Source organism: Collinsella sp. AM20-15AC, from assembly GCF_003471405.1.
Lineage (GTDB): Bacteria > Actinomycetota > Coriobacteriia > Coriobacteriales > Coriobacteriaceae > Collinsella.
In genome coordinates this window covers 1-18,045 of record NZ_QRJA01000018.1, presented here as the reverse complement: position 1 = coordinate 18,045, position 18,045 = coordinate 1, and the positions used below count along the sequence as shown (strand labels likewise).

The window sequence follows — 18,045 nt, the reverse complement described above, 5'->3', positions numbered from 1 at the left end:
CGGTGACGCGTTAATCCTCCATGCCGAGGTCGATCGTCGTGCCCTCGAACACCTTGTTGACGGTACGGACGGCGCACATCTTGCCACACATGGTGCAGGTGCCCTCGGTGGCGGCGGGGGATTCCTCGTAGCGCTTCTTACCGGTGACCGGGTCGAGAGCACACTCCCACATGGCATCCCAGTCGAGCTTGCGGCGTGCCTGGCCCATCTTGTCGTCCATGTCGCGGGCGTGCGGCACCTTCTTGGCGATATCGGCGGCATGTGCGGCGATCTTGGTGGCCATGAGGCCATCGAGCACGTCCTGGGCGTTGGGCAGGCACAGGTGCTCGGCCGGCGTCACGTAGCACAGGAAGTCGGCGCCGGAGCTGGCGGAGATGGCGCCACCGATGGCGGCGGTGATGTGGTCGTAGCCCACGCCGATATCGGTCACCAGCGGCCCGAGCACATAGAACGGGGCGTTGTGGCACAGGCGCTTCTGCAGTTTCATATTGGCGGCGATCTCGTCGAGGGCCATGTGACCCGGACCCTCGACCATGACCTGGACGCCGGCTGCCCAGGCGCGCTTGCACAGCTTGCCCAGCTCGATCATCTCGGCAGTCTCGGTAGCATCGTTGGAGTCGTAGAGACAGCCCGGGCGGCAGGAGTCGCCGAGCGAGATCGTCACATCGTACTCGTGGCAGATCTCGAGCACCTCGTCGTAAAACTCGTAGAAGGGGTTCTCGTTGCCGGTGACCTCCATCCAGCCAAACAGCAGCGAGCCGCCGCGGCTGACGATGTTCATCAGGCGGCCGGTCTCCTTAAAGGTCTTGATGACCGATTTGTTGATGCCGCAGTGGATGGTCATAAAGTCCACGCCGTCCTCGGCGTGTGCGCGCACGACCTCGAGCAGGTCGTCCTTGGTGAGCTTGACCAGCGGCTTTTCCATATAGCCGATGGCGTCGTACATGGGCACCGTGCCCACCATGAGCGGCGTCTCGTCGATGAGCTGCTGGCGGAACTGGCGCGTCTTGCCCGAGTTGGAGAGGTCCATGATGGCGTCGGCGCCAAAGTCCTCGGCGATCTTGACCTTCTTCCATTCCTCGGCGGCATCGGCCTTGTCGCCCGAGATGCCCAGATTGACGTTGACCTTGGTGGAAAGGCCCTCGCCGACACCAAAGGCGCGCATGCCCTTTTTGATATGCACAATGTTGGCGGGAATGGCGATGCGGCCGTCGGCAACACGCTCGCGAATGTACTCGGGGTCGCGATGCTCGCGCTCGGCGACCTCTTTCATCTGCGGCGTGATCTGCCCGGCGCGGGCGAAGTCGATTTGCGTGACGAGCTTGGGCTCGGTCTGTGTGCTCATTGGCACGGCTCCCTTCGTTGGCATTACCCATATCAGGTTTGCGGGTCAGGGCGGGCGCGCCCAATCTCAGCCTGCCGTCTTGTCCTGCAAGCTCCCCGTTATGTCATGGGCTCAAGTATAGCCTGAATGGGTACGATTGGGCCAACGAGCATGCCCGTGGGGAGGCGAACATGGAAGACAAGCATCTATATCGAGAGACGCAATGGGATGTATCGGCCGAGGAAAGCCGTGTGCACCATGGCCTTGTCGCGATTGGTTTTGCGGTGCTTGCCGTGCTGGTGATTGCCTTTTGTATCTGGACGTTTGGTGGTCGCGGCGGCGCTGCATGGGAGTTCGAGGCCGATGATAGCCTACCGATTATGACGGTGAGGAGTACTGGCGGTAATGCCAATACGCTCGCCGTTCCGGGCGATTATTGGTATCCGCGCGACGAGTTTGTGCAATTGCAGCTGAGTGGCGGATCCATTCCTGGTGAAGAGATCGAGCGCGTGACCTTCGATGCGTCGCTTAAGACGCTGTCGGTCGAGCTCAAAGATCAAGGGGATGTGCCCACGACGATGGATATCGCGCTGACGGAATGGCGTCTGGAGCCTCCGACGGGTGTTGCGGTGTCCGAGGTTGAGCACGTCAAGATTGTCTATCAGGACGGTTCGACATACGTGATTGCAAAGGCCGACGGTCTAGCGGAATAGGTGTCGAGCCTAGGCAGCACATTCAAAAGTAGCGGTGGTCCTACAAGGCCTGTTCGTTCAGGAAGACCAAAGTGTTTTTATTTGAAAGCTCGGGAAAGTGACGATAACCAACGTCGAACGCGGTGAGCCCGCTTACATCCTCGAGCTTGTTTTCTGCCATCCAGCGCACCATGGAGCCGCGCGCCTTTTTGCTGGCGGTCGAGCGCTGGATGGGCTTGCCGTTGCGGATGCCTTCGCCAAAGAGGCATGTGACGACCGTGGCGTCGCCCGCGAGGTGGGGCAGAACGGCTTTGGCATACTCTACGCTGGCGAGGTTGATGATCGTAGCGTTGGAGCCCGCCGGAGCGATGGCCCGTGCGAGCTTGTCGCCCCAAAACGCGTAGAGGTCTCGGACATCGTCGACGGCGAGCTTCGCGCCCATCTCCAGCCGATACGGTTCAACGGCATGAAAGGGGCGTACGCATCCGTAAAGGCCCGAGAGGATCCATAGATGGTCTTGAAGCCATGCGAGCTGTGCGGCATCCATGACCTCGGGCGCCATGCTCTGGTATTGAATGCCGTGGTAGGACATGACGGCGGGGGAGAGGTGACGGGCGAGTTCGGGATTGTCGAGATCGCCGTATTTCAGGATGAGCTCGAACTCATGCAGGGTGTTGAGGCAAGGCCCCAGCAGTTTGTCACTCACGTTCCATAGCGACTGCAGGCCGTCGCTGCCTTCATTTCGTTCGATATCTAGCAGTGCGCGGTGGAGGCGAGCCGTCTCGTGCGCAAAAGGTGGAATGCCCAGGACTTCAAAAGCATCTTGGGCCGTGCGCATCTGCTTGGCGGGCGAAATGATGACCTGCAGCATGGACTCTCCTCTGCCAAAAAGGAAGTTGCGGTGGAATACGGTCTGTTTTGGCCGTTTATGGGCCAGTTTAGTCCGTATTTCACCGCAACGGATGAAGGGTCGGTTAGGCGCGCTCGATGAAGGCCTTGTAGCCGCGATAGGCCTCGTAGATGTCGGCCTTGTTGGCGACCTCCCACAGGGCGTGCATGGACAGGACGGCAACGCCGGAGTCGATGACGTTCATGCCATACTCGGCCATGATGTAGGCGATGGTGCCGCCGCCACCCGCGTTGACGCGGCCGAGCTCGCAGGTCTGGAAGTCCACGCCTGCCTCGTCCATGATGTCGCGGATGAGAGCGACGTACTCGGCGTCGGCGTCGTTGGAGCCGCCCTTGCCACGGCTGCCCGTGTATTTGTTAAAGCACAGGCCGCGACCCATAAAGGCGGCGTTCTTGGTCTCGAACTTGCCGGCGTAGCCCGGGTCAAAGCCGGCGGACACGTCAGAGGAGAGCATGCGGCTGCGGGCGAGTGCACGGCGCAGGGCCAGCGGGCTATCCTCGCCGGCGAGCGTCATGATCTCGGCGACGGTGTTCTCGAAGAAGCGACTCGTCATGCCGGTGGCACCCACGGAACCGATCTCCTCCTTGTCGACGATGAGTGTGATACTCGTGCGCTCCACGTTGGCGACGTTGATCTGGGCGAGCATGGACGGATAGGCGCAGACACGGTCGTCGTGGCCATAGCCCAGAATCATGGAGCGGTCGAGGCCCATGTCGCGGGCCGGGCCGGCGGGCACGACCTCGATCTCGGCGGAGAGGAAGTCCTCCTCCTCGACGGCGTACTGCTCCTTGAGGATGTCCAGGAACATCTGCTTGACGGGCTCCTTGGGGGCGTCCTTGTCGTCCTCGTCAAACTTGACGGGGCGGCCGCCCACGATCACGTCGAGGATCTCGGCGTCGACGGCGTCCTTGGCGGGCTTGGCCATCTGCTCGCTCGAGAGGTGGATCAGCAGGTCGGAGATGGTAAAGACCGGGTCGTCGGCCTTGTCACCGATGTTGATGTCGACGGTGGTGCCGTCCTTTTTGCAGATGACGCCTACGAGTGCGAGCGGGGAAGCGACCCAGTGGTAGCTCTTGACGCCGCCATAGTAGTGCGTGTCGAGATAAGCCATGTCGCCGGCCTCGAAGGCGGGGTTCTGCTTGAGGTCCAGGCGCGGCGAGTCCACGTGGGCGCCCAGGATGTTAAAGCCCTGCTCGAGCGGGGCGGTGCCCAGGTTGACGAGCATGAGGTCCTTGCCGTGATTGGCGGCGTACACCTTGTCGCCGGCCTTGAGCGCGCGGCCCTCGGCAATCACGGTCTCCAGATTGACGTAGCCCGCCTCCTCGGCCATCTTGATACCGGTCTTGACGCACAGGCGCTCGGTCTTGTTCTCGCTCAAAAACTGCTTATAGCCGCGGCAAAGCTCCTCGAGCTCCTCGATCTGCTGTGGCGTGTACTTTTTCCATGCGCAGGGACGCTCCATGACGCAGGCTCCTTTCGGATCGATCGTGCTGGTTGATGTACCGTGAGCCATCGTATCACGCTCGGGCCCGCGACGGCAGGGAAGCCTGATGTGCGGTGGCCGTGGGGCGGGGAGCGTGTAAACTGGAGTGAGCAAACCGTGCCCAGCCCAAAGCGAGGTATTCAATATGTCTGACAAGCGCCGTACCTTTGCCGTCATCGACGGCAACTCGCTCATGCACCGCGCCTTCCACGCCGTGCCGCCCACCATGAACGCGCCGGACGGTCGTCCCACCAACGCGATCTTTGGCTTTTTGAATATGTTCCTCAAGATGATCGATGCCTTTAACCCCGACGGTGTGGTCGTGGCATTTGATAAGGGCAAGCCGCGCGTGCGCATGGAGATGCTGCCGCAGTACAAGGCTCAGCGCCCGCCCATGGACCCCGATCTGCACGCACAGTTTCCCATGATCAAGGAGCTGCTCGCCGCGCTCAACGTGCCAATTTTGCAGTCCGAGGGCTGGGAAGGCGATGACATCCTGGGCACTATGGCGCGCCTGGGCGAGCAGGCCGGCTGCGACATGCTGCTGGTGACCGGCGACCGCGACATGTATCAGCTCGTGACCGAGCACGTCAACGTGGTCTCGACCCGCAAGGGCCTGTCCGACGTGGCGATCATGACGCCCGAGAGCGTGGACGATCTGTATCACGGCATCACGCCGGCGCTCGTGCCCGACTTTTATGGTCTGAAGGGCGATACGTCCGATAACATCCCCGGCGTGCCGGGCATCGGCCCCAAAAAGGCGAGCGCGCTCATTGCGCAGTACGGTAGCCTGGACGAGGTCATCGCACACGCCGATGAGGTCAAGGGCAAGATGGGCGAAAACCTGCGCGCACACATCGACGACGCGCTGCTGAGCCGCAAGGTCGCGACCATCCGCACCGATGCGCCCGTTGAGCTCGATTTTGAGGCGACGTCCTTCCCGGCGTTTTCTGCCGACGAGGTGTCTGCGGCGCTGGGTACGCTTGGTATCACCGCCATGCAGAACCGTTTCTTGGCGCTGATCGGCGGCGAGGGTGGCGCTGCTGCCACTGCCAGCACGTTTGAGATGCCCGCCGTTTTGCGCGCAGCCGCCGGCGATACTGACGCGCTTGGTGCCGTTGCAGATGAGGTCTCCCGCGCGATTGATGCCGGCGAGTGGGTCGCCGCCGTGGTGGACGACGACAAGGAAGAGGGCGCGCTCTTTGGACTGACGCGCACGCTGTGGTTGGCGACGTCCAAGGGCCTGTTCGCGCTCGAGGAGGGCGACGGCGGTGCGGCGGCTGAGGTTGAGGGCTTCAACCTCGTCCACGGCGTGATTGCCGGCGTGCTCGCGCGTCTGTTTATGGAGGGCCGCGTGGCGAGCCCGGACATGAAGGCGCTGTTGCACGAGCTTTCGCCCATCGATTCCTCTGAGCCCGAGCTCATGGATCCGCTCGCTGTCGATTCCACGCGTATCTTCGATACCGTGGTCGCTGCCTATCTGCTGGATTCCGATCGCTCCGAGTTCGATGAGGCATATCTTGCCGATACGTATCTGCAGATGGCGCTGCCTGCGGCGCGCGGCGCAGAGGGTGCTGGTGAGGACGCTCCGGCGTCTGCCGCCCGTACTGCGGCCCTGACGTTGGCGCTCGTGGCGCCGTTGCGCGAGTGCATGGCCCGTGAGAATGCCGCCAACGTGTTCGACGGCATCGAGATGCCGCTTGTGCCGGTGCTTGCCAAGATGGAGCGCGCGGGCATGCTTGTGGACCCCGACCGCCTGCACAGTCTGTCCGAGGGCCTGGCGACCCAGATTGCCGAGGTCGAGCGCAGCATTCGCGACCTGGCCGGCGACGAGACCTTTAACATCGGCAGTCCCATGCAGCTCTCGCACGTGCTGTTTGATGTTATGGGGCTTCCGACCAAGGGCCTCAAAAAGACCAAGCGCGGCTACTATTCGACCAACGCCAAGGTGCTGAGCGACCTTGCTCGTGACCACGAGATCGTGCGTCTGATCTTGGACTGGCGTGAGAAGTCCAAGATTAAGTCGACCTATCTGGACACGCTGGGCCCGCTGCGCCGTGGTGACGGTCGCGTGCACACCACGTACAACCAGACCATTACCGCGACGGGGCGTTTGTCTTCGAGCGACCCCAATCTGCAAAACATTCCGACGCGCTCGGAGCTGGGGCGTACCGTCAAGACGGCGTTCTCGGCGGGCGAGGGCAGCGTCTTTTTGGCGGTGGACTACTCGCAGATCGAGCTGCGCCTGCTCGCGCATCTTTCGGGTGATGAACATCTGGTACGTGCCTTTAACGAGGGCGAGGACTTCCATGCCGAGACGGCCGCGCGCGTATTTGGCGTGCCGGTGTCCGAGGTGACGCCCGACCTGCGCAGCCGCGCCAAGGCCGTGAACTTTGGCATTGTGTACGGCCAGCAGGCCTATGGCCTGTCACAGTCGCTGCACATCTCGATGGCCGAGGCACGCGACATGATCGATCGCTACTACGAGGCCTACCCGGGCGTGCGCACGTTCCTCGACAATGTGGTGGCGCGAGCCAAGCAGACGGGCTATGCCGAGACCATGTATGGCCGCAGACGCCATATTCCCGAGCTCAAGGCCAAAAACCCACAGCTCCGCGGCTTTGGTGAGCGCACGGCCATGAACCACCCCATGCAGGGCACCGCCGCCGACATCATCAAGATCGCCATGGCCCGCGTAAGCCGCCGCCTGGAAGAAGAGGGTTTTGCCGCCCACATGATCTTGCAGGTACACGACGAACTGGACTTTGAGTGCCCCGTCGACGAAGTCGAGCGCCTAACCACCATGGTCCGCGACGTCATGGAACACGTCGTAGACCTCCGCGTACCGTTGATCGCCGAAGCCAGCACCGGCATAACCTGGGCCGACGCGAAATAGGGAAGCACTCCGTAAGGCAAGCTCGCCCAAGACGCAAGCCCCCACATACTTAAGATTTGGGACAAACACTACTGATTAATTTGTCCCACAGTAACCAAAACAGAGGGGAGCCCCTTCCAACAAGGGGCTCCCCTCTGCTCAAATCATTTCAGCTAAGTATCTAGACACTCAAGACGCCATCTTGGCGGCAGGAAAGTAAACCTAGGACCTGGCCGGGCGGCGCGGATTAGTTTTTCGTAGATTCCGCACGAGCCGGAAAGCACTTAATGTGCTTTCCGAGCGAGCCCAGGACCTGACCGAACGAAAAACTAATCCGCGCCGCCCGGCCAGGTCCGACGAGCCACGTTACCGAGCCGCCAGGATGGCGTCGATGAGCGTCAGTACGCCCCCGTCGTTGTTACTCGGAATGCGCCACTTGGCATGCGCGTTCATGTGCTCCTCTGCATTGTCCACGATAAAGCTATGCCCGACGCGCTCGAGCATGGGAATATCGTTGTAGGTGTCGCCCACGGCGGCGGCGTCGGCGATATCGATGCCCAGGTGGTCGCACAGGTGCGCGACGCCCGACCCCTTGTCGACGCCCAGGTTCATAAAGTCGATCCACTCGCGGCCAGCATTGGTGACATAGAGTCGGTCCGAGAATGCCGGGCTGTAGTCCTCGCGAAACGCTGGCTCGGCATCATAGGCGGGGAAGAAGATCGAGATCTTATTGGACTCGATATCGATGCCCTCAAAGCTATCGACGTAGTTGATTGTGTTGTAGTAGACGCTGATCTCGTCGTGGTATTGGTGGTCGCGGGCAAGCACGTAGAACTCGTCGAAGCAGCACAGGACGGGGACAGCGCGAGGATCCTCCGAGGCGCGCTTCAAGACCTGCTGGTACAGCTCCACGTCGATAGTGCTCTTATAGATATAGCTGCCGCGATAGATCACGCACGCTCCGTTGTCGGGACAAAAGGCGAGGCGGTTCTTAATGCCCTCGAACATTTCCTCGAGCTTGGGGGCAGGCCGTCCGCTGGCGGGGCAGAATACGATGCCCGCGTCGGCGAGCTTGTCCAGGCGCTCGTCAAGACCCTGCGGCAACACGCGCTCGTCGGTCAGCAGCGTCTTGTCCATGTCGACGGCGAGAATCTTAATGTTTCCGATATGGGTGTCCGATTCGTAAGTTTGCATAAAAGCGCGCCTTTCGTTTCGAAATTGTTTCAGACGTTATAACCATCAACCAGTAACTGAGCGTATTGTCGCAGGAACGGAGCGTATTTGCACCACGCTTCACAAACTAATGAAAAAACTTTTCAGTAATTTGAATTTGCCGCTTGTACAGCAGGCACTTTAGCGTAATATAGCGACCATCGAAAACGGAGACGGCAAAAGAGCCGCTTACCGAGGAAAAGGTACCGTTTACGATATTAGAATTGCGCCCGGCGATAGGTGAAAGGAGAGGCAAATGCAGTTCGTAAAGATCATCACTACTGCAGACAATGCCATCCGACGCCAGCGCGCAATTTCCCGACGACGATAACAATCGTCTCTGTCCGCATGGGGCGAATTGCCTCAACAGAGTCATTTTGAGGTCGTTGGGTTTTAGCACGACATTGCTGCATGTTTCTAGGGCATGTATGTGCTGATTTTTGCTATTTAACCTGATATTGCACGGTATATGACCTTGAAATGACTTGCAACTGACCGATGTTCTAATTAGCTACCAAGGGCGAAAGGAAACAGCCATGAGCAAGGAAAAAGTCGTTCTCGCATATTCCGGTGGTCTTGATACATCCGTATGTGTCAAGTGGCTCCAGGACGAGAAGAATCTCGATGTCGTTTGTGTCTGCGGCAACGTGGGCCAGGAGGAGACCGGCCTGGACGCCAAGAAGCAGAAGGCGCTCGACCTGGGCGTTCTTGATTGCCAGGTGCTCGACCTGCGCGATGAGTTCTCCGATGAGTTCCTGACCAAAGCCATCGCCGCCAACTCCATGTACGAGAACAAGTACCCGCTGCTCTCCGCCCTATCTCGCCCGCTGCTCGCCAAGAAGCTTGTCGAGGTCGCCCATGAGTTTGGCGCGACCTACGTCGCCCACGGCTGCACCGGTAAGGGTAACGACCAGGTCCGCTTCGAGGCTGCCGTCAAGGCCCTCGACCCCGAGCTCAAGGTTATCGCCCCGGTTCGCGAGTGGGACCTGAAGTGCCGTCCCGACGAGGTCGCCTACGCGCATGCCCACAACGTGCCGGTTCCCGAGGGTGCCAACGACAACCCCTACTCCATCGACGACAACCTGTGGGGTCGTGCCATTGAGTGCGGTCACCTGGAGGATCCCTGGAACGAGCCGCTCGATGACGCCTGGGTTATGACCAAGAACCCCGAGGACGCGCCCAACACCCCGACGTATACCGAGATTGAGTTTGAGGCCGGCAAGCCCGTCGCCGTCGACGGCAAGAAGATGAAGCTCTCCGAGATCGTCATCGCCCTCAACAAGATCTCTGGTGACAACGGCTTTGGCCGTCTCGACCTGGTCGAGGATCGTCTGGTTGGCCTCAAGAGCCGTGAGTGCTATGAGGTTCCCGGCGCCCTGACGCTCATCACCGCCCACAAGGCACTTGAGGACATTTGCGTCGAGGGCGACCTGCTCAAGACCAAGATCAAGCTCGAGCAGGATTGGGCCACCGCCGTGTACAACGGCCAGTGGTACAGCCCGCTCAAGAACGCGCTCGATGCCTTTATGGCCGATACCCAGAAGTTCGTGACCGGTACCGTCCGTCTGAAGTTCTTTAAGGGCAACTGCCATGTCGTCGGTCGCAAGAGCCCGTTTAGCCTGTATGACTACGGTCTGGCTACCTACGACCGCGACACCACGTTTGACGAGAAGGCCAGCGCCGGCTTTATCGAGATCGATACGCTGTCGCTCAAGACGTGGGCAAAGGTCCAGGGTCCCAGCTCCGCTGCCGCCCAGGCCTAGCGCCTCCTTCCCTTGGTATCCGCGCGGCCCATCCGCGTGATACATAACGGGCGCACGGGGTCCCTACCTTTCGTTATGCTTGCTGACACTTCTTAACATCGGTGGCCCCTACGTTCCGCCCGCATAAATGATGCCGCGTCTACGGCTGAGTCCGAGCCCCGCCGGGGTTGTCCGGCGGGGCTCCTTCTATCAATTTGGCGGCTCTGTGCCTATATATATGAGGAGTATCCATTATGTTCAACGCTATCGCGCATGCCTTGCTTGCCCTCGCGCCCGAGTTCGATGCTGCAAAGGTCGAGGATGTTCCTATGAGCCTGAAGGCCTGGATCGATGGTTCGCAGGGCAACATTCGGAGGGAGACGTTGGGCGCCAAGTGCATGGCGCGTCACTTCTTTGCAAATTAGCTACATGGTCCCGCGCACGGCGGGGAATGTGTAAAACTAGCGGTTGAAAAATCGCTTTAGCGATATGGCGCATTGCTTTGGGCGCTTGTTTTGGTATTTGGAGAAAGGGGACGGTTCCATGGCTCTTTGGGGCGGTCGTTTTGAGGCGGGCGTGGCCGAGGTCACGCAGGAGTTTGGCGCGTCGCTGCCGGTCGACAAACATCTCTATAAGCAGGATATCGCCGGCTCTAAGGCGCATGCTAAAATGCTGGCGGCCCAGGGCATCATCAGTGCCGAGGACGAGCAGGCGATTGCCAAGGGCCTGACTGGAATCGAACAGGATATCGATGCCGGCAACTTCACCTTCGACATCAACGACGAAGACATTCATATGTCCATCGAGAGCGAGCTGACGCGTCGCATCGGCGAGGCCGGTAAGCGCTTGCATACCGGACGTTCGCGCAACGACCAGGTGGCGACCGACACACGCCTGGGCGTCAAGGCGCTGGCCAAGGAGCTCATGGAGGCCAATCTTGAGCTGCGCCATGTGCTGGTGGATGCGGCTAAGAAGTACGACAAGGTGATTCTGCCGGGCTACACGCACATGCAGCATGCTCAGCCCGTACTGCTGTCGCATCATCTGCTGGCGTATTCCTGGATGTTCGCGCGCGACTTTACGCGCCTGAAGGCCGCCTTTGATGCTGCCGACAACTGCCCGTTGGGTGCTGCCGCGCTTGCCGGTACGAGCTATCCGCTCGATCGTCAGATGACGGCCGCCGAACTTGGTTTTGCGGGCGTGATCCCCAACTCGCTCGATGCGGTTTCCGACCGTGATTTCCTCCTCGACCTGCATTACGCCTGCTCCGTCATGGCGATGCACTTGTCGCGTCTTTCCGAGGAGATCGTGCTGTGGTCGAGCTCCGAATTTGGCTTTATCACGCTTTCCGACTCCTACTCCACCGGCTCGTCCATCATGCCGCAGAAGAAGAATCCCGACTTTGCCGAGCTTATTCGCGGCAAGAGCGGCCGAGTCTATGGCAACCTGGTGCAGCTGCTCGTGACCATGAAGGGCCTGCCGCTTGCTTATAACAAGGACTTGCAGGAGGACAAGGGGGGCGCGCTCGACACTGCCCATACGCTCATGCAGTGCCTGTCCGTTATGGCCGGTATGATTTCGACTTGGACCGTCAACGAGGATGCCATGGCGCGCGAGTGCGGCGTGGGGCACCTTGCCGCCACCGATGTTGCCGATTACCTGGCCAAGCGCGGTCTGCCGTTCCGCGAGGCACATGCCGTGGTGGGCCATCTGGTCCTGATGTGCGAGAAGCGCGGCTGCAATCTTGAGGACCTGCCGTTTGAGGTGTTCCAGGAGGCAAGCCCGCTCTTTGAGCACGATATTACCGAGGCGCTCGACATCCCGTCGATTGTCGCCGCACGCACGACCGAGGGCGGCACCGCCCCTGCCGCCGTTGCTGTGCAGCTGCAGCGAGCCCAGGCGCAGCTCGTGGCCGACGAGGGCGTGTTTGGATCGCTGACTAAGGTTGTCGAGATGGGCCACGGGGCAAAGTAAGGGTTTGGCTGAAGCGGCTTTGGCCATTTATTGATAAATCGTTTTTGCTTTGCGGGCGCCTGCTGATGCGGGCGTCCGTATTTTGTTGCCATGGGGGAGGGGCTTGTCGAGAACTTCTGTAGGACCTTTGGGCAGGTTGTGAAGGGGGTGCGTTCACGGGCGGCAACCGACCGTCCGCTCGGTTCGATGTGGTTGATGGGCGGTCAGATGGTACTCTAGTCGGGCTTCGAAACAGAAGTGACACATATGGAGCGCTTTAATAAATTGTAGCGATTCAATAAACAGCTTTTTGTTTAACTGCAGCTAAAACTCTGTTACGATGCAGTCCAGGCGGGTGCCGGAATGGGACTTGGGCACGCGCGAACCTACTTGAAAGGCTACCTTATGGCTATCGAGAAGACCTTCATCATGATTAAGCCCGACGCCGTGCGCGGTCGCAAGATCGGCGAGATCGTTGCTCGCATTGAGCGTAGCGGCCTTGTCATCGAGCGCATGGAGATGACCACGCTCGAGCGCGCTACCGTCGAGGAGCACTACGCTCACCTGGCCGACAAGCCCTTCTTTGGCGGTCTGTGCGACTTTATGACGAGCGGTCCGGTCGTCAAGATGGTCGTTTCCGGTCTCTCCGCTGTCTCCAAGATGCGCACACTCATGGGCGCTACCAACCCGCTTGACGCTGCTCCTGGTACCATCCGCGGCGACTTTGCCGTCGATGTCAACGCCAACGTGATCCACGGCTCCGACTGCCTGGAGAACGCCGAAATCGAGATTAAGCGCTTCTTTGGCTAAACCAGCTTTGACTCCTTAAAGCTGTTAGCGTGTGGCTTGGGCGCCGCGGAACTTCATCCGCTGCGCTCTTTTTATTCAAAAAGCTACTAAGAAGGGGCCCGCTCGGACATGTGCTCCGAGCGGGCCCCTTGCTGTTGGTATGTGGCGCTGAGCGGCTTAGGCCTCGTCGACGACCTTAAGGCCGCGGGTCTGGTCGATTTCGTTGAGGAGATTGACGCGACGCTCGTGGCGGCCGCCCTCAAACTCGGCGTCGAGCCACTCATCGACGATCATCTTGGCGAGCTCGGAGCCCACGACGCGGGCGCCAAAGGCGAGCACGTTGGTGTTGTTGTGCATGCGGGAGAGCTTGGCGCTAAAGGGCTCGGAGCAAACGACAGCGCGCACGCCCTCGACCTTGTTGGCAGCGAGGCTAATGCCAACGCCAGTGCCGCAGATCAGGATGCCCAGGTCGACGTCGCCGTTAGCTACAGCCTTACCCACCTTGTAACCGGCGATGGGGTAGTCAAAGCTCTCGGAGGTGTCGGTGCCAAAGTTCACGACCTCGCAGCCGCGCTCCTTCAGGTGCTCGGAGATGATGTTCTTGAGCTCGACGGCGGCGTGGTCGTTACCGATACCGATCTTCATGGATGGTTCCTCTCTGGTCTGTGCGGCGCAAATGCTAAAGGTTTTACCGCGTTCGACTGCATGATAGCGCGACTTTTGCGTAAACGCTTGGGCGTTTTTTGGTCAAACGCTTTAGCATGCAACAAGACCGGCTTCTCATGAATAATTCCGCCAATTTGTGCTCGAGCGCCGTCCGCCGGAACCATGGTTGCGGTTTTTGATGCATTGTTATCAAATAAAAGAACTAACTATTTTTGAGAGCCAGCCCGTTATACAAGTAGGAGATACCTATGTCTGCCGATTCCCTTCGTGATACCGCGTTTTGCGATGTTTTGAACCGCGAGCTTGTCTGTGCGCTCGGCTGCACCGAGCCCATTGCCGTTGCCTATGCAGCGGCGCTGGCGAGCCAGACGCTCGGTTGCGAACCCGATCATATGGACGTTGCCTGCTCGGGCAACATCATCAAGAACGTCAAGAGCGTGACCGTGCCCAACTCGGGCGGAATGCATGGCATCGAAGCCGCGGCTGTGCTGGGTGCCGTGGGCGGAGACGCTAAGAGCGCGCTCGAGGTGCTCGAGAGCGTTGACGATGAAGACCGTGCTCGCGTGGCCGAGCTCCTCGCCGACGCCGGCTACTGCGATGTGTCGCTTGTCGAGGGTGTGCCCAACCTCTACATCAAGGTGACTGCCACGGCCGGAGGCCATACCGCGGTCGTCGAGATTACCGACCACCACACCAACGTCACATGCCATACGCTCGACGGTATCCCGGTATGCGGTAAGTCGGCGGGGGAGTGTGCCGCCTGCGCGGAGCGCGTGGTGGCCGAGCGCGCGGCGGATAACGCCGACACCCCTATGAGCATTGAGTCTATCATCGACTTTATCGAGGACGGTGACATTGAGGACGCCCGCGCTGCCGTTGAGCGTCAGATTGAGCTGAACGGTGCGATCAGTGCCGAGGGCCTGGCGCACGCTTGGGGCGCCGAGGTGGGCCGTACGCTGCTGGGTGCACGTGCCGATGACGTCGCCTGCCGTGCCCGCGCCCGTGCAGCCGCCGGGTCCGACGCCCGCATGAACGGCTGCGCGCTGCCGGTCGCCATTGTGCGCGGCTCGGGCAATCAGGGCATTACCTGCGCGCTGCCCGTTATGGAGTATGCCGAGTATCTGCGCTGCGACCACGATCGCCTGGTGCGCGCCGTGATGCTGTCCGATCTTATCGCTGTGCATATCAAGAGCTATATTGGTGCGCTCTCGGCGTTTTGCGGTGCTATTTGTGCCGCGTGCGGCGCCGGCGCTGCGATTACCTGGCTGTGCGGTGGTACGCGCGAGCAGATTGGCGCGACGGTCTCGAACACGCTCGGCAACGTTGGCGGCATCGTGTGCGATGGCGCCAAGGCAAGCTGTGCCGCCAAGATTTCCGCTGCCGTCGATGCAGCGATTCTGGGCCATGATATGGCCATGCAGGGTCGCGGCTTCCGCGCCGGCGAGGGCCTGATCCAAGATACCGTTGAGCAGACAATCGCCAGTATGGGCTACGTAGGCCGTGTGGGCATGAAAGATACCGACGTCGAGATCCTCAACATTATGATCGGCAAAACACGGGTTTGCTAGCTACGCGGTTTTACCAAACCGCGTAGCTAGCCGACGCTGCAAACGCCCCTAAGCGGCAATCTGACGTTCAATCGTCGGTCGCGAACCAAAGTACGCTTCCCTCCTCTTTCACGTCACCTTGCTCGCTTAGGGGCGTTTTCGCTGACTGATGCTCAACCTACGGCGCTTTTTTGTTTGGGGCACTCATTGGGGACAGACTTGAATGAGTAGTCGTTGGGGACGTTCTTGTTTGACTAGTTGTTTAGAACGTCCCCAACGACTAACCCTTACGACAGTTCGTCGGCTACTTGGTGCTCGTAGAAGGCCTCTACTACGGCGTTAAAGTCGCGGGCGAAGCCTTCCATGGTTCCGCGCCAGGTGACTCGGCCGGGTTTTCCCTGGCCAACATAGGCGGTTTGGATGCCGCAGGCGGGGCTGGGGAAGTCGCGCTTGGGGTCGTTGCCCACCATGAGGACCTCATGAGGCTCGAGTCCCATCACCTGAAGCTGCTCTAGATAGTAGGTGGCATCGGGCTTGCAGCGAGTGGCGTTTCCCATGTGCGTCACGAGTTCAAAGGGGGCGTCGGCCATGTCGCCCCAGCCCATGCGGCACTCGATGGCCCCCTGCGGAAAGCTGGGGTTCGTAAAGAGCGCGCAGCGCAGGCCCGCGTTCTGTACCGCCTCGAGCGCGGCGTGTGCACCCGGCATGGCTTTCGCATTGATCATGTCATCGTTCTTGTACGGCAGGACTTCACGATCGTAGTAGGTAAACGCCTCGTAGATGAGTGGGTCTGAGAGGCAAATGCCGCACCGGCGCTCAACCTCTTCTTGGTAGAACTCAAGATTGGTGCGATTATCCGTGCCGCTTCGGCGATTGGCGTTGAGGTCGACCAGGATGGTGCCGAGGCGCGCCATCGTGCCACCGCGGCTGCGGCGACCAATATCCGCGAGCATCGACGAGACATCCTTAAAATAGCGAAGGATGAACGCGTTGAGGTTGATGCTAAGAAGCGTCTCGTCCATATCGAAAACGACTGCTTTGAGCACGCGGGCACCTTTCTCGAAAAATCGTTCCAGAATCGTATGTCTGGGATACTTTACCCCAAAGCCGTATGCCTAACTGCCTATCGTCAACTTATGGAGACGGTCGTCAACAAGATTGCGAAAAAGTCTCCATACGAGTAAAAAAACGCAGTTCACGCTTGAAATCGAAATGATTTCCCCGTAACCTATACGAACGTGATTGCATAAGCGTCACATTAGTATCTGTCGGCTCCCGAGTGTTCCTAAACGTTGTGTGCTTGTCGCACCCTTCTGTAGGTCCTAGCAATCGGGGCCCCGTAGTTCGAAAGGGGTCCACCTTTGAGTGAGATTCAGAACTCGTCCATTTTCTCTCTTGACGATGTCAACGAGGAGGAGATGAACAACCTCATCGACGGTACGATTACCGACTTTGATGAGGGCGATCTCGTTAACGGCACTGTCGTTAAGATCGAGCATGACGAGGTGCTCGTTGACATCGGATTCAAGTCCGAGGGCGTTATCCCGGTCCGCGAGCTGTCCATCCGCAAGGACGCTAACCCTGCAGACATCGTTGCACTCGGTGATCCCATCGAGGCCCTGGTTCTCCAGAAGGAGGACAAGGACGGTCGTCTGGTCCTGTCCAAGAAGCGTGCCGAGTACGAGCGTGCTTGGAACCGCATCGAGGAGAAGTTCAACTCCGGCGAGAACGTCGAGGGCGAGGTTATCGAGGTTGTCAAGGGCGGCCTGATCCTCGACATCGGCCTGCGTGGCTTCCTGCCCGCTTCCCTCGTCGACCTCCGTCGTGTCAAGGACCTCACCTCCTACATGGGCACCCGCATCGAGGCCCGCGTCATCGAGATGGACCGCAACCGCAACAACGTTGTCCTCTCCCGTCGTGTCGTGCTTGAGGAGTCCCGTAAGGCCGAGCGCTCCGAGATCCTGTCCAAGCTCAAGTCTGGCATGCGTCTCCAGGGCACCGTTTCCTCCATCGTCGACTTCGGCGCCTTCGTCGACCTCGGCGGTATCGACGGCCTCATCCACATCTCCGAGCTCTCTTGGAACCACGTCAACCATCCTTCCGAGGTTGTCAAGGTCGGCCAGGAGGTCGAGGTCGAGGTTCTCGACGTCGATCTCAACCGTGAGCGCATCTCCCTGGGTCTCAAGCAGACCACCGAGGATCCGTGGCGCGCACTGGTCAAGAAGTACCCCGTCGGCGCTATCGTCGAGGGCACTGTGACCAAGCTTGTCCCGTTCGGCGCTTTCGTCGACCTGGGCGAGGGCATCGAGGGCCTGGTGCACATCTCCGAGATGGCCAACAAGCACGTCGATCAGCCTTCTCAGGTCACCCACGTGGGCGACAAGGTTCAGGTCAAGGTCATGGAGATCGACCTCGACCGTCGTCGTATCTCCCTGTCCATGAAGTCTGCTGCTGAGACTCTGGGCGTCGAGATTGAGGTTACCCCGCTGCCTTCCGAGAAGAAGGACGAGGAGACCGACGCCGAGTAAATCGGTTGACGATCACTTGTTTAAGGGATCCGTCCGTAATGGACGGGTCCCTTTTTACATTTGGCGGTGAAATGCACGATGCTACCCGGGCGCAATTTTGTCCGGGCTATCCGTTTGCTATTGGCTTGTCGGTGCATAAAATATGCCGACATCCCGCCTCGGGGAGGAGGCGGGAACGCACTGAGTAGACGGAGGGGTGCGGAGCGCGGTCGCGTCTCGACTGACGACGTTGCCCATCGACAAGCCTATTGTACTGCATGGCGTGGTTCTTGGTTTATGGTTGATTTCCGATCTCAGCCGAACACATTGAGCAAATAGGCCATT

14 protein-coding genes and 1 riboswitch are annotated in these 18,045 nt (G+C 59.8%); of the genes, 8 read left to right on the top strand and 6 right to left on the bottom strand.

What is annotated here, in order from left to right:
* Positions 1-10: 10 nt before the first annotated feature.
* Positions 11-1,345 carry a phosphomethylpyrimidine synthase ThiC gene (gene thiC / locus DW233_RS06985; RefSeq protein ID WP_118267457.1) on the bottom strand — a complete coding sequence of 445 codons (1,335 nt, stop codon included), beginning with the start codon at positions 1,343-1,345 and terminating at the stop codon, positions 11-13.
* A riboswitch (TPP riboswitch) is annotated at positions 1,337-1,453 on the bottom strand. (Overlaps the previous gene by 9 nt.)
* Positions 1,454-1,515: 62 nt before the next feature.
* Here thiC and DW233_RS06980 point away from each other — a divergent pair.
* Positions 1,516-2,037: a hypothetical protein gene (locus DW233_RS06980; protein WP_118267455.1), complete on the top strand. Its 522-nt coding sequence runs from the start codon at positions 1,516-1,518 to the stop codon at positions 2,035-2,037.
* A gap of 40 nt (positions 2,038-2,077) precedes the next feature.
* Here DW233_RS06980 and DW233_RS06975 read toward each other — a convergent pair whose 3' ends face one another.
* A complete protein-coding gene (locus DW233_RS06975; RefSeq protein WP_118267454.1) occupies positions 2,078-2,887 on the bottom strand; it encodes a YaaA family protein in 810 nt (269 codons plus the stop codon).
* Positions 2,888-2,990: 103 nt separating this feature from the next.
* Positions 2,991-4,388 carry an aminopeptidase gene (locus tag DW233_RS06970; protein WP_118267452.1) on the bottom strand — a complete coding sequence of 466 codons (1,398 nt, stop codon included), beginning with the start codon at positions 4,386-4,388 and terminating at the stop codon, positions 2,991-2,993.
* A 166-nt stretch (positions 4,389-4,554) separates the two neighbouring features.
* On the opposite strand from DW233_RS06970, the gene polA reads away from it, so the two are divergent.
* Positions 4,555-7,305, top strand: coding sequence for a DNA polymerase I (polA, locus tag DW233_RS06965; RefSeq protein ID WP_118267450.1), 2,751 nt, complete (start codon positions 4,555-4,557; stop codon positions 7,303-7,305).
* A 345-nt stretch (positions 7,306-7,650) separates the two neighbouring features.
* Here polA and DW233_RS06960 read toward each other — a convergent pair whose 3' ends face one another.
* On the bottom strand, positions 7,651-8,478 hold the full coding sequence (locus DW233_RS06960) for a Cof-type HAD-IIB family hydrolase (protein WP_118267448.1): 828 nt from the start codon (positions 8,476-8,478) through the stop codon (positions 7,651-7,653).
* Positions 8,479-9,032: 554 nt separating this feature from the next.
* Here DW233_RS06960 and DW233_RS06955 point away from each other — a divergent pair.
* The 4 genes from DW233_RS06955 to ndk all read left to right on the top strand — a co-directional run bounded on the left by DW233_RS06955 (position 9,033) and on the right by ndk (position 13,001).
* Positions 9,033-10,259 (top strand): argininosuccinate synthase, encoded by a 1,227-nt coding sequence (locus tag DW233_RS06955; RefSeq protein ID WP_118267446.1) that lies wholly within the window; start codon positions 9,033-9,035, stop codon positions 10,257-10,259.
* Between the two features lie 233 nt (positions 10,260-10,492).
* Complete coding sequence (locus tag DW233_RS10240; RefSeq protein WP_156058436.1) at positions 10,493-10,663, top strand: hypothetical protein; 171 nt, start codon at positions 10,493-10,495, stop codon at positions 10,661-10,663.
* A gap of 118 nt (positions 10,664-10,781) precedes the next feature.
* On the top strand, positions 10,782-12,212 hold the full coding sequence (argH, locus tag DW233_RS06950; RefSeq protein ID WP_118267444.1) for an argininosuccinate lyase: 1,431 nt from the start codon (positions 10,782-10,784) through the stop codon (positions 12,210-12,212).
* A 384-nt stretch (positions 12,213-12,596) separates the two neighbouring features.
* Entirely contained in the window at positions 12,597-13,001 is a 405-nt protein-coding gene (gene ndk / locus DW233_RS06945; protein WP_118267442.1) for a nucleoside-diphosphate kinase, read from the top strand.
* A gap of 156 nt (positions 13,002-13,157) precedes the next feature.
* Here the strand turns inward: ndk and rpiB are convergent, their stop codons facing one another.
* Positions 13,158-13,625, bottom strand: coding sequence for a ribose 5-phosphate isomerase B (gene rpiB, locus DW233_RS06940; protein WP_055251633.1), 468 nt, complete (start codon positions 13,623-13,625; stop codon positions 13,158-13,160).
* Positions 13,626-13,894: 269 nt separating this feature from the next.
* Between rpiB and DW233_RS06935 the strand changes: the two genes are divergently transcribed.
* On the top strand, positions 13,895-15,214 hold the full coding sequence (locus DW233_RS06935) for a serine dehydratase subunit alpha family protein (RefSeq protein ID WP_118267440.1): 1,320 nt from the start codon (positions 13,895-13,897) through the stop codon (positions 15,212-15,214).
* A 266-nt stretch (positions 15,215-15,480) separates the two neighbouring features.
* On the opposite strand, the gene DW233_RS06930 is transcribed toward DW233_RS06935, so the two are convergent.
* Positions 15,481-16,239: an HAD family hydrolase gene (locus DW233_RS06930; RefSeq protein WP_118267439.1), complete on the bottom strand. Its 759-nt coding sequence runs from the start codon at positions 16,237-16,239 to the stop codon at positions 15,481-15,483.
* 315 nt (positions 16,240-16,554) lie between these two features.
* Here DW233_RS06930 and rpsA point away from each other — a divergent pair, with 315 nt between their 5' ends.
* Complete coding sequence (gene rpsA, locus DW233_RS06925) at positions 16,555-17,721, top strand: 30S ribosomal protein S1 (protein ID WP_022095232.1); 1,167 nt, start codon at positions 16,555-16,557, stop codon at positions 17,719-17,721.
* Positions 17,722-18,045 lie beyond the last annotated feature (324 nt).

Coding starts and splice junctions, on each gene's coding strand:
- thiC (WP_118267457.1), bottom strand. CDS start 1,345: ATGAGCACACAGACCGAGCCCAAGCTCGTCACGCAAATCGACTTCGCC.
- DW233_RS06980 (WP_118267455.1), top strand. CDS start 1,516: ATGGAAGACAAGCATCTATATCGAGAGACGCAATGGGATGTATCGGCC.
- DW233_RS06975 (WP_118267454.1), bottom strand. CDS start 2,887: ATGCTGCAGGTCATCATTTCGCCCGCCAAGCAGATGCGCACGGCCCAA.
- DW233_RS06970 (WP_118267452.1), bottom strand. CDS start 4,388: ATGGAGCGTCCCTGCGCATGGAAAAAGTACACGCCACAGCAGATCGAG.
- polA (WP_118267450.1), top strand. CDS start 4,555: ATGTCTGACAAGCGCCGTACCTTTGCCGTCATCGACGGCAACTCGCTC.
- DW233_RS06960 (WP_118267448.1), bottom strand. CDS start 8,478: ATGCAAACTTACGAATCGGACACCCATATCGGAAACATTAAGATTCTC.
- DW233_RS06955 (WP_118267446.1), top strand. CDS start 9,033: ATGAGCAAGGAAAAAGTCGTTCTCGCATATTCCGGTGGTCTTGATACA.
- DW233_RS10240 (WP_156058436.1), top strand. CDS start 10,493: ATGTTCAACGCTATCGCGCATGCCTTGCTTGCCCTCGCGCCCGAGTTC.
- argH (WP_118267444.1), top strand. CDS start 10,782: ATGGCTCTTTGGGGCGGTCGTTTTGAGGCGGGCGTGGCCGAGGTCACG.
- ndk (WP_118267442.1), top strand. CDS start 12,597: ATGGCTATCGAGAAGACCTTCATCATGATTAAGCCCGACGCCGTGCGC.
- rpiB (WP_055251633.1), bottom strand. CDS start 13,625: ATGAAGATCGGTATCGGTAACGACCACGCCGCCGTCGAGCTCAAGAAC.
- DW233_RS06935 (WP_118267440.1), top strand. CDS start 13,895: ATGTCTGCCGATTCCCTTCGTGATACCGCGTTTTGCGATGTTTTGAAC.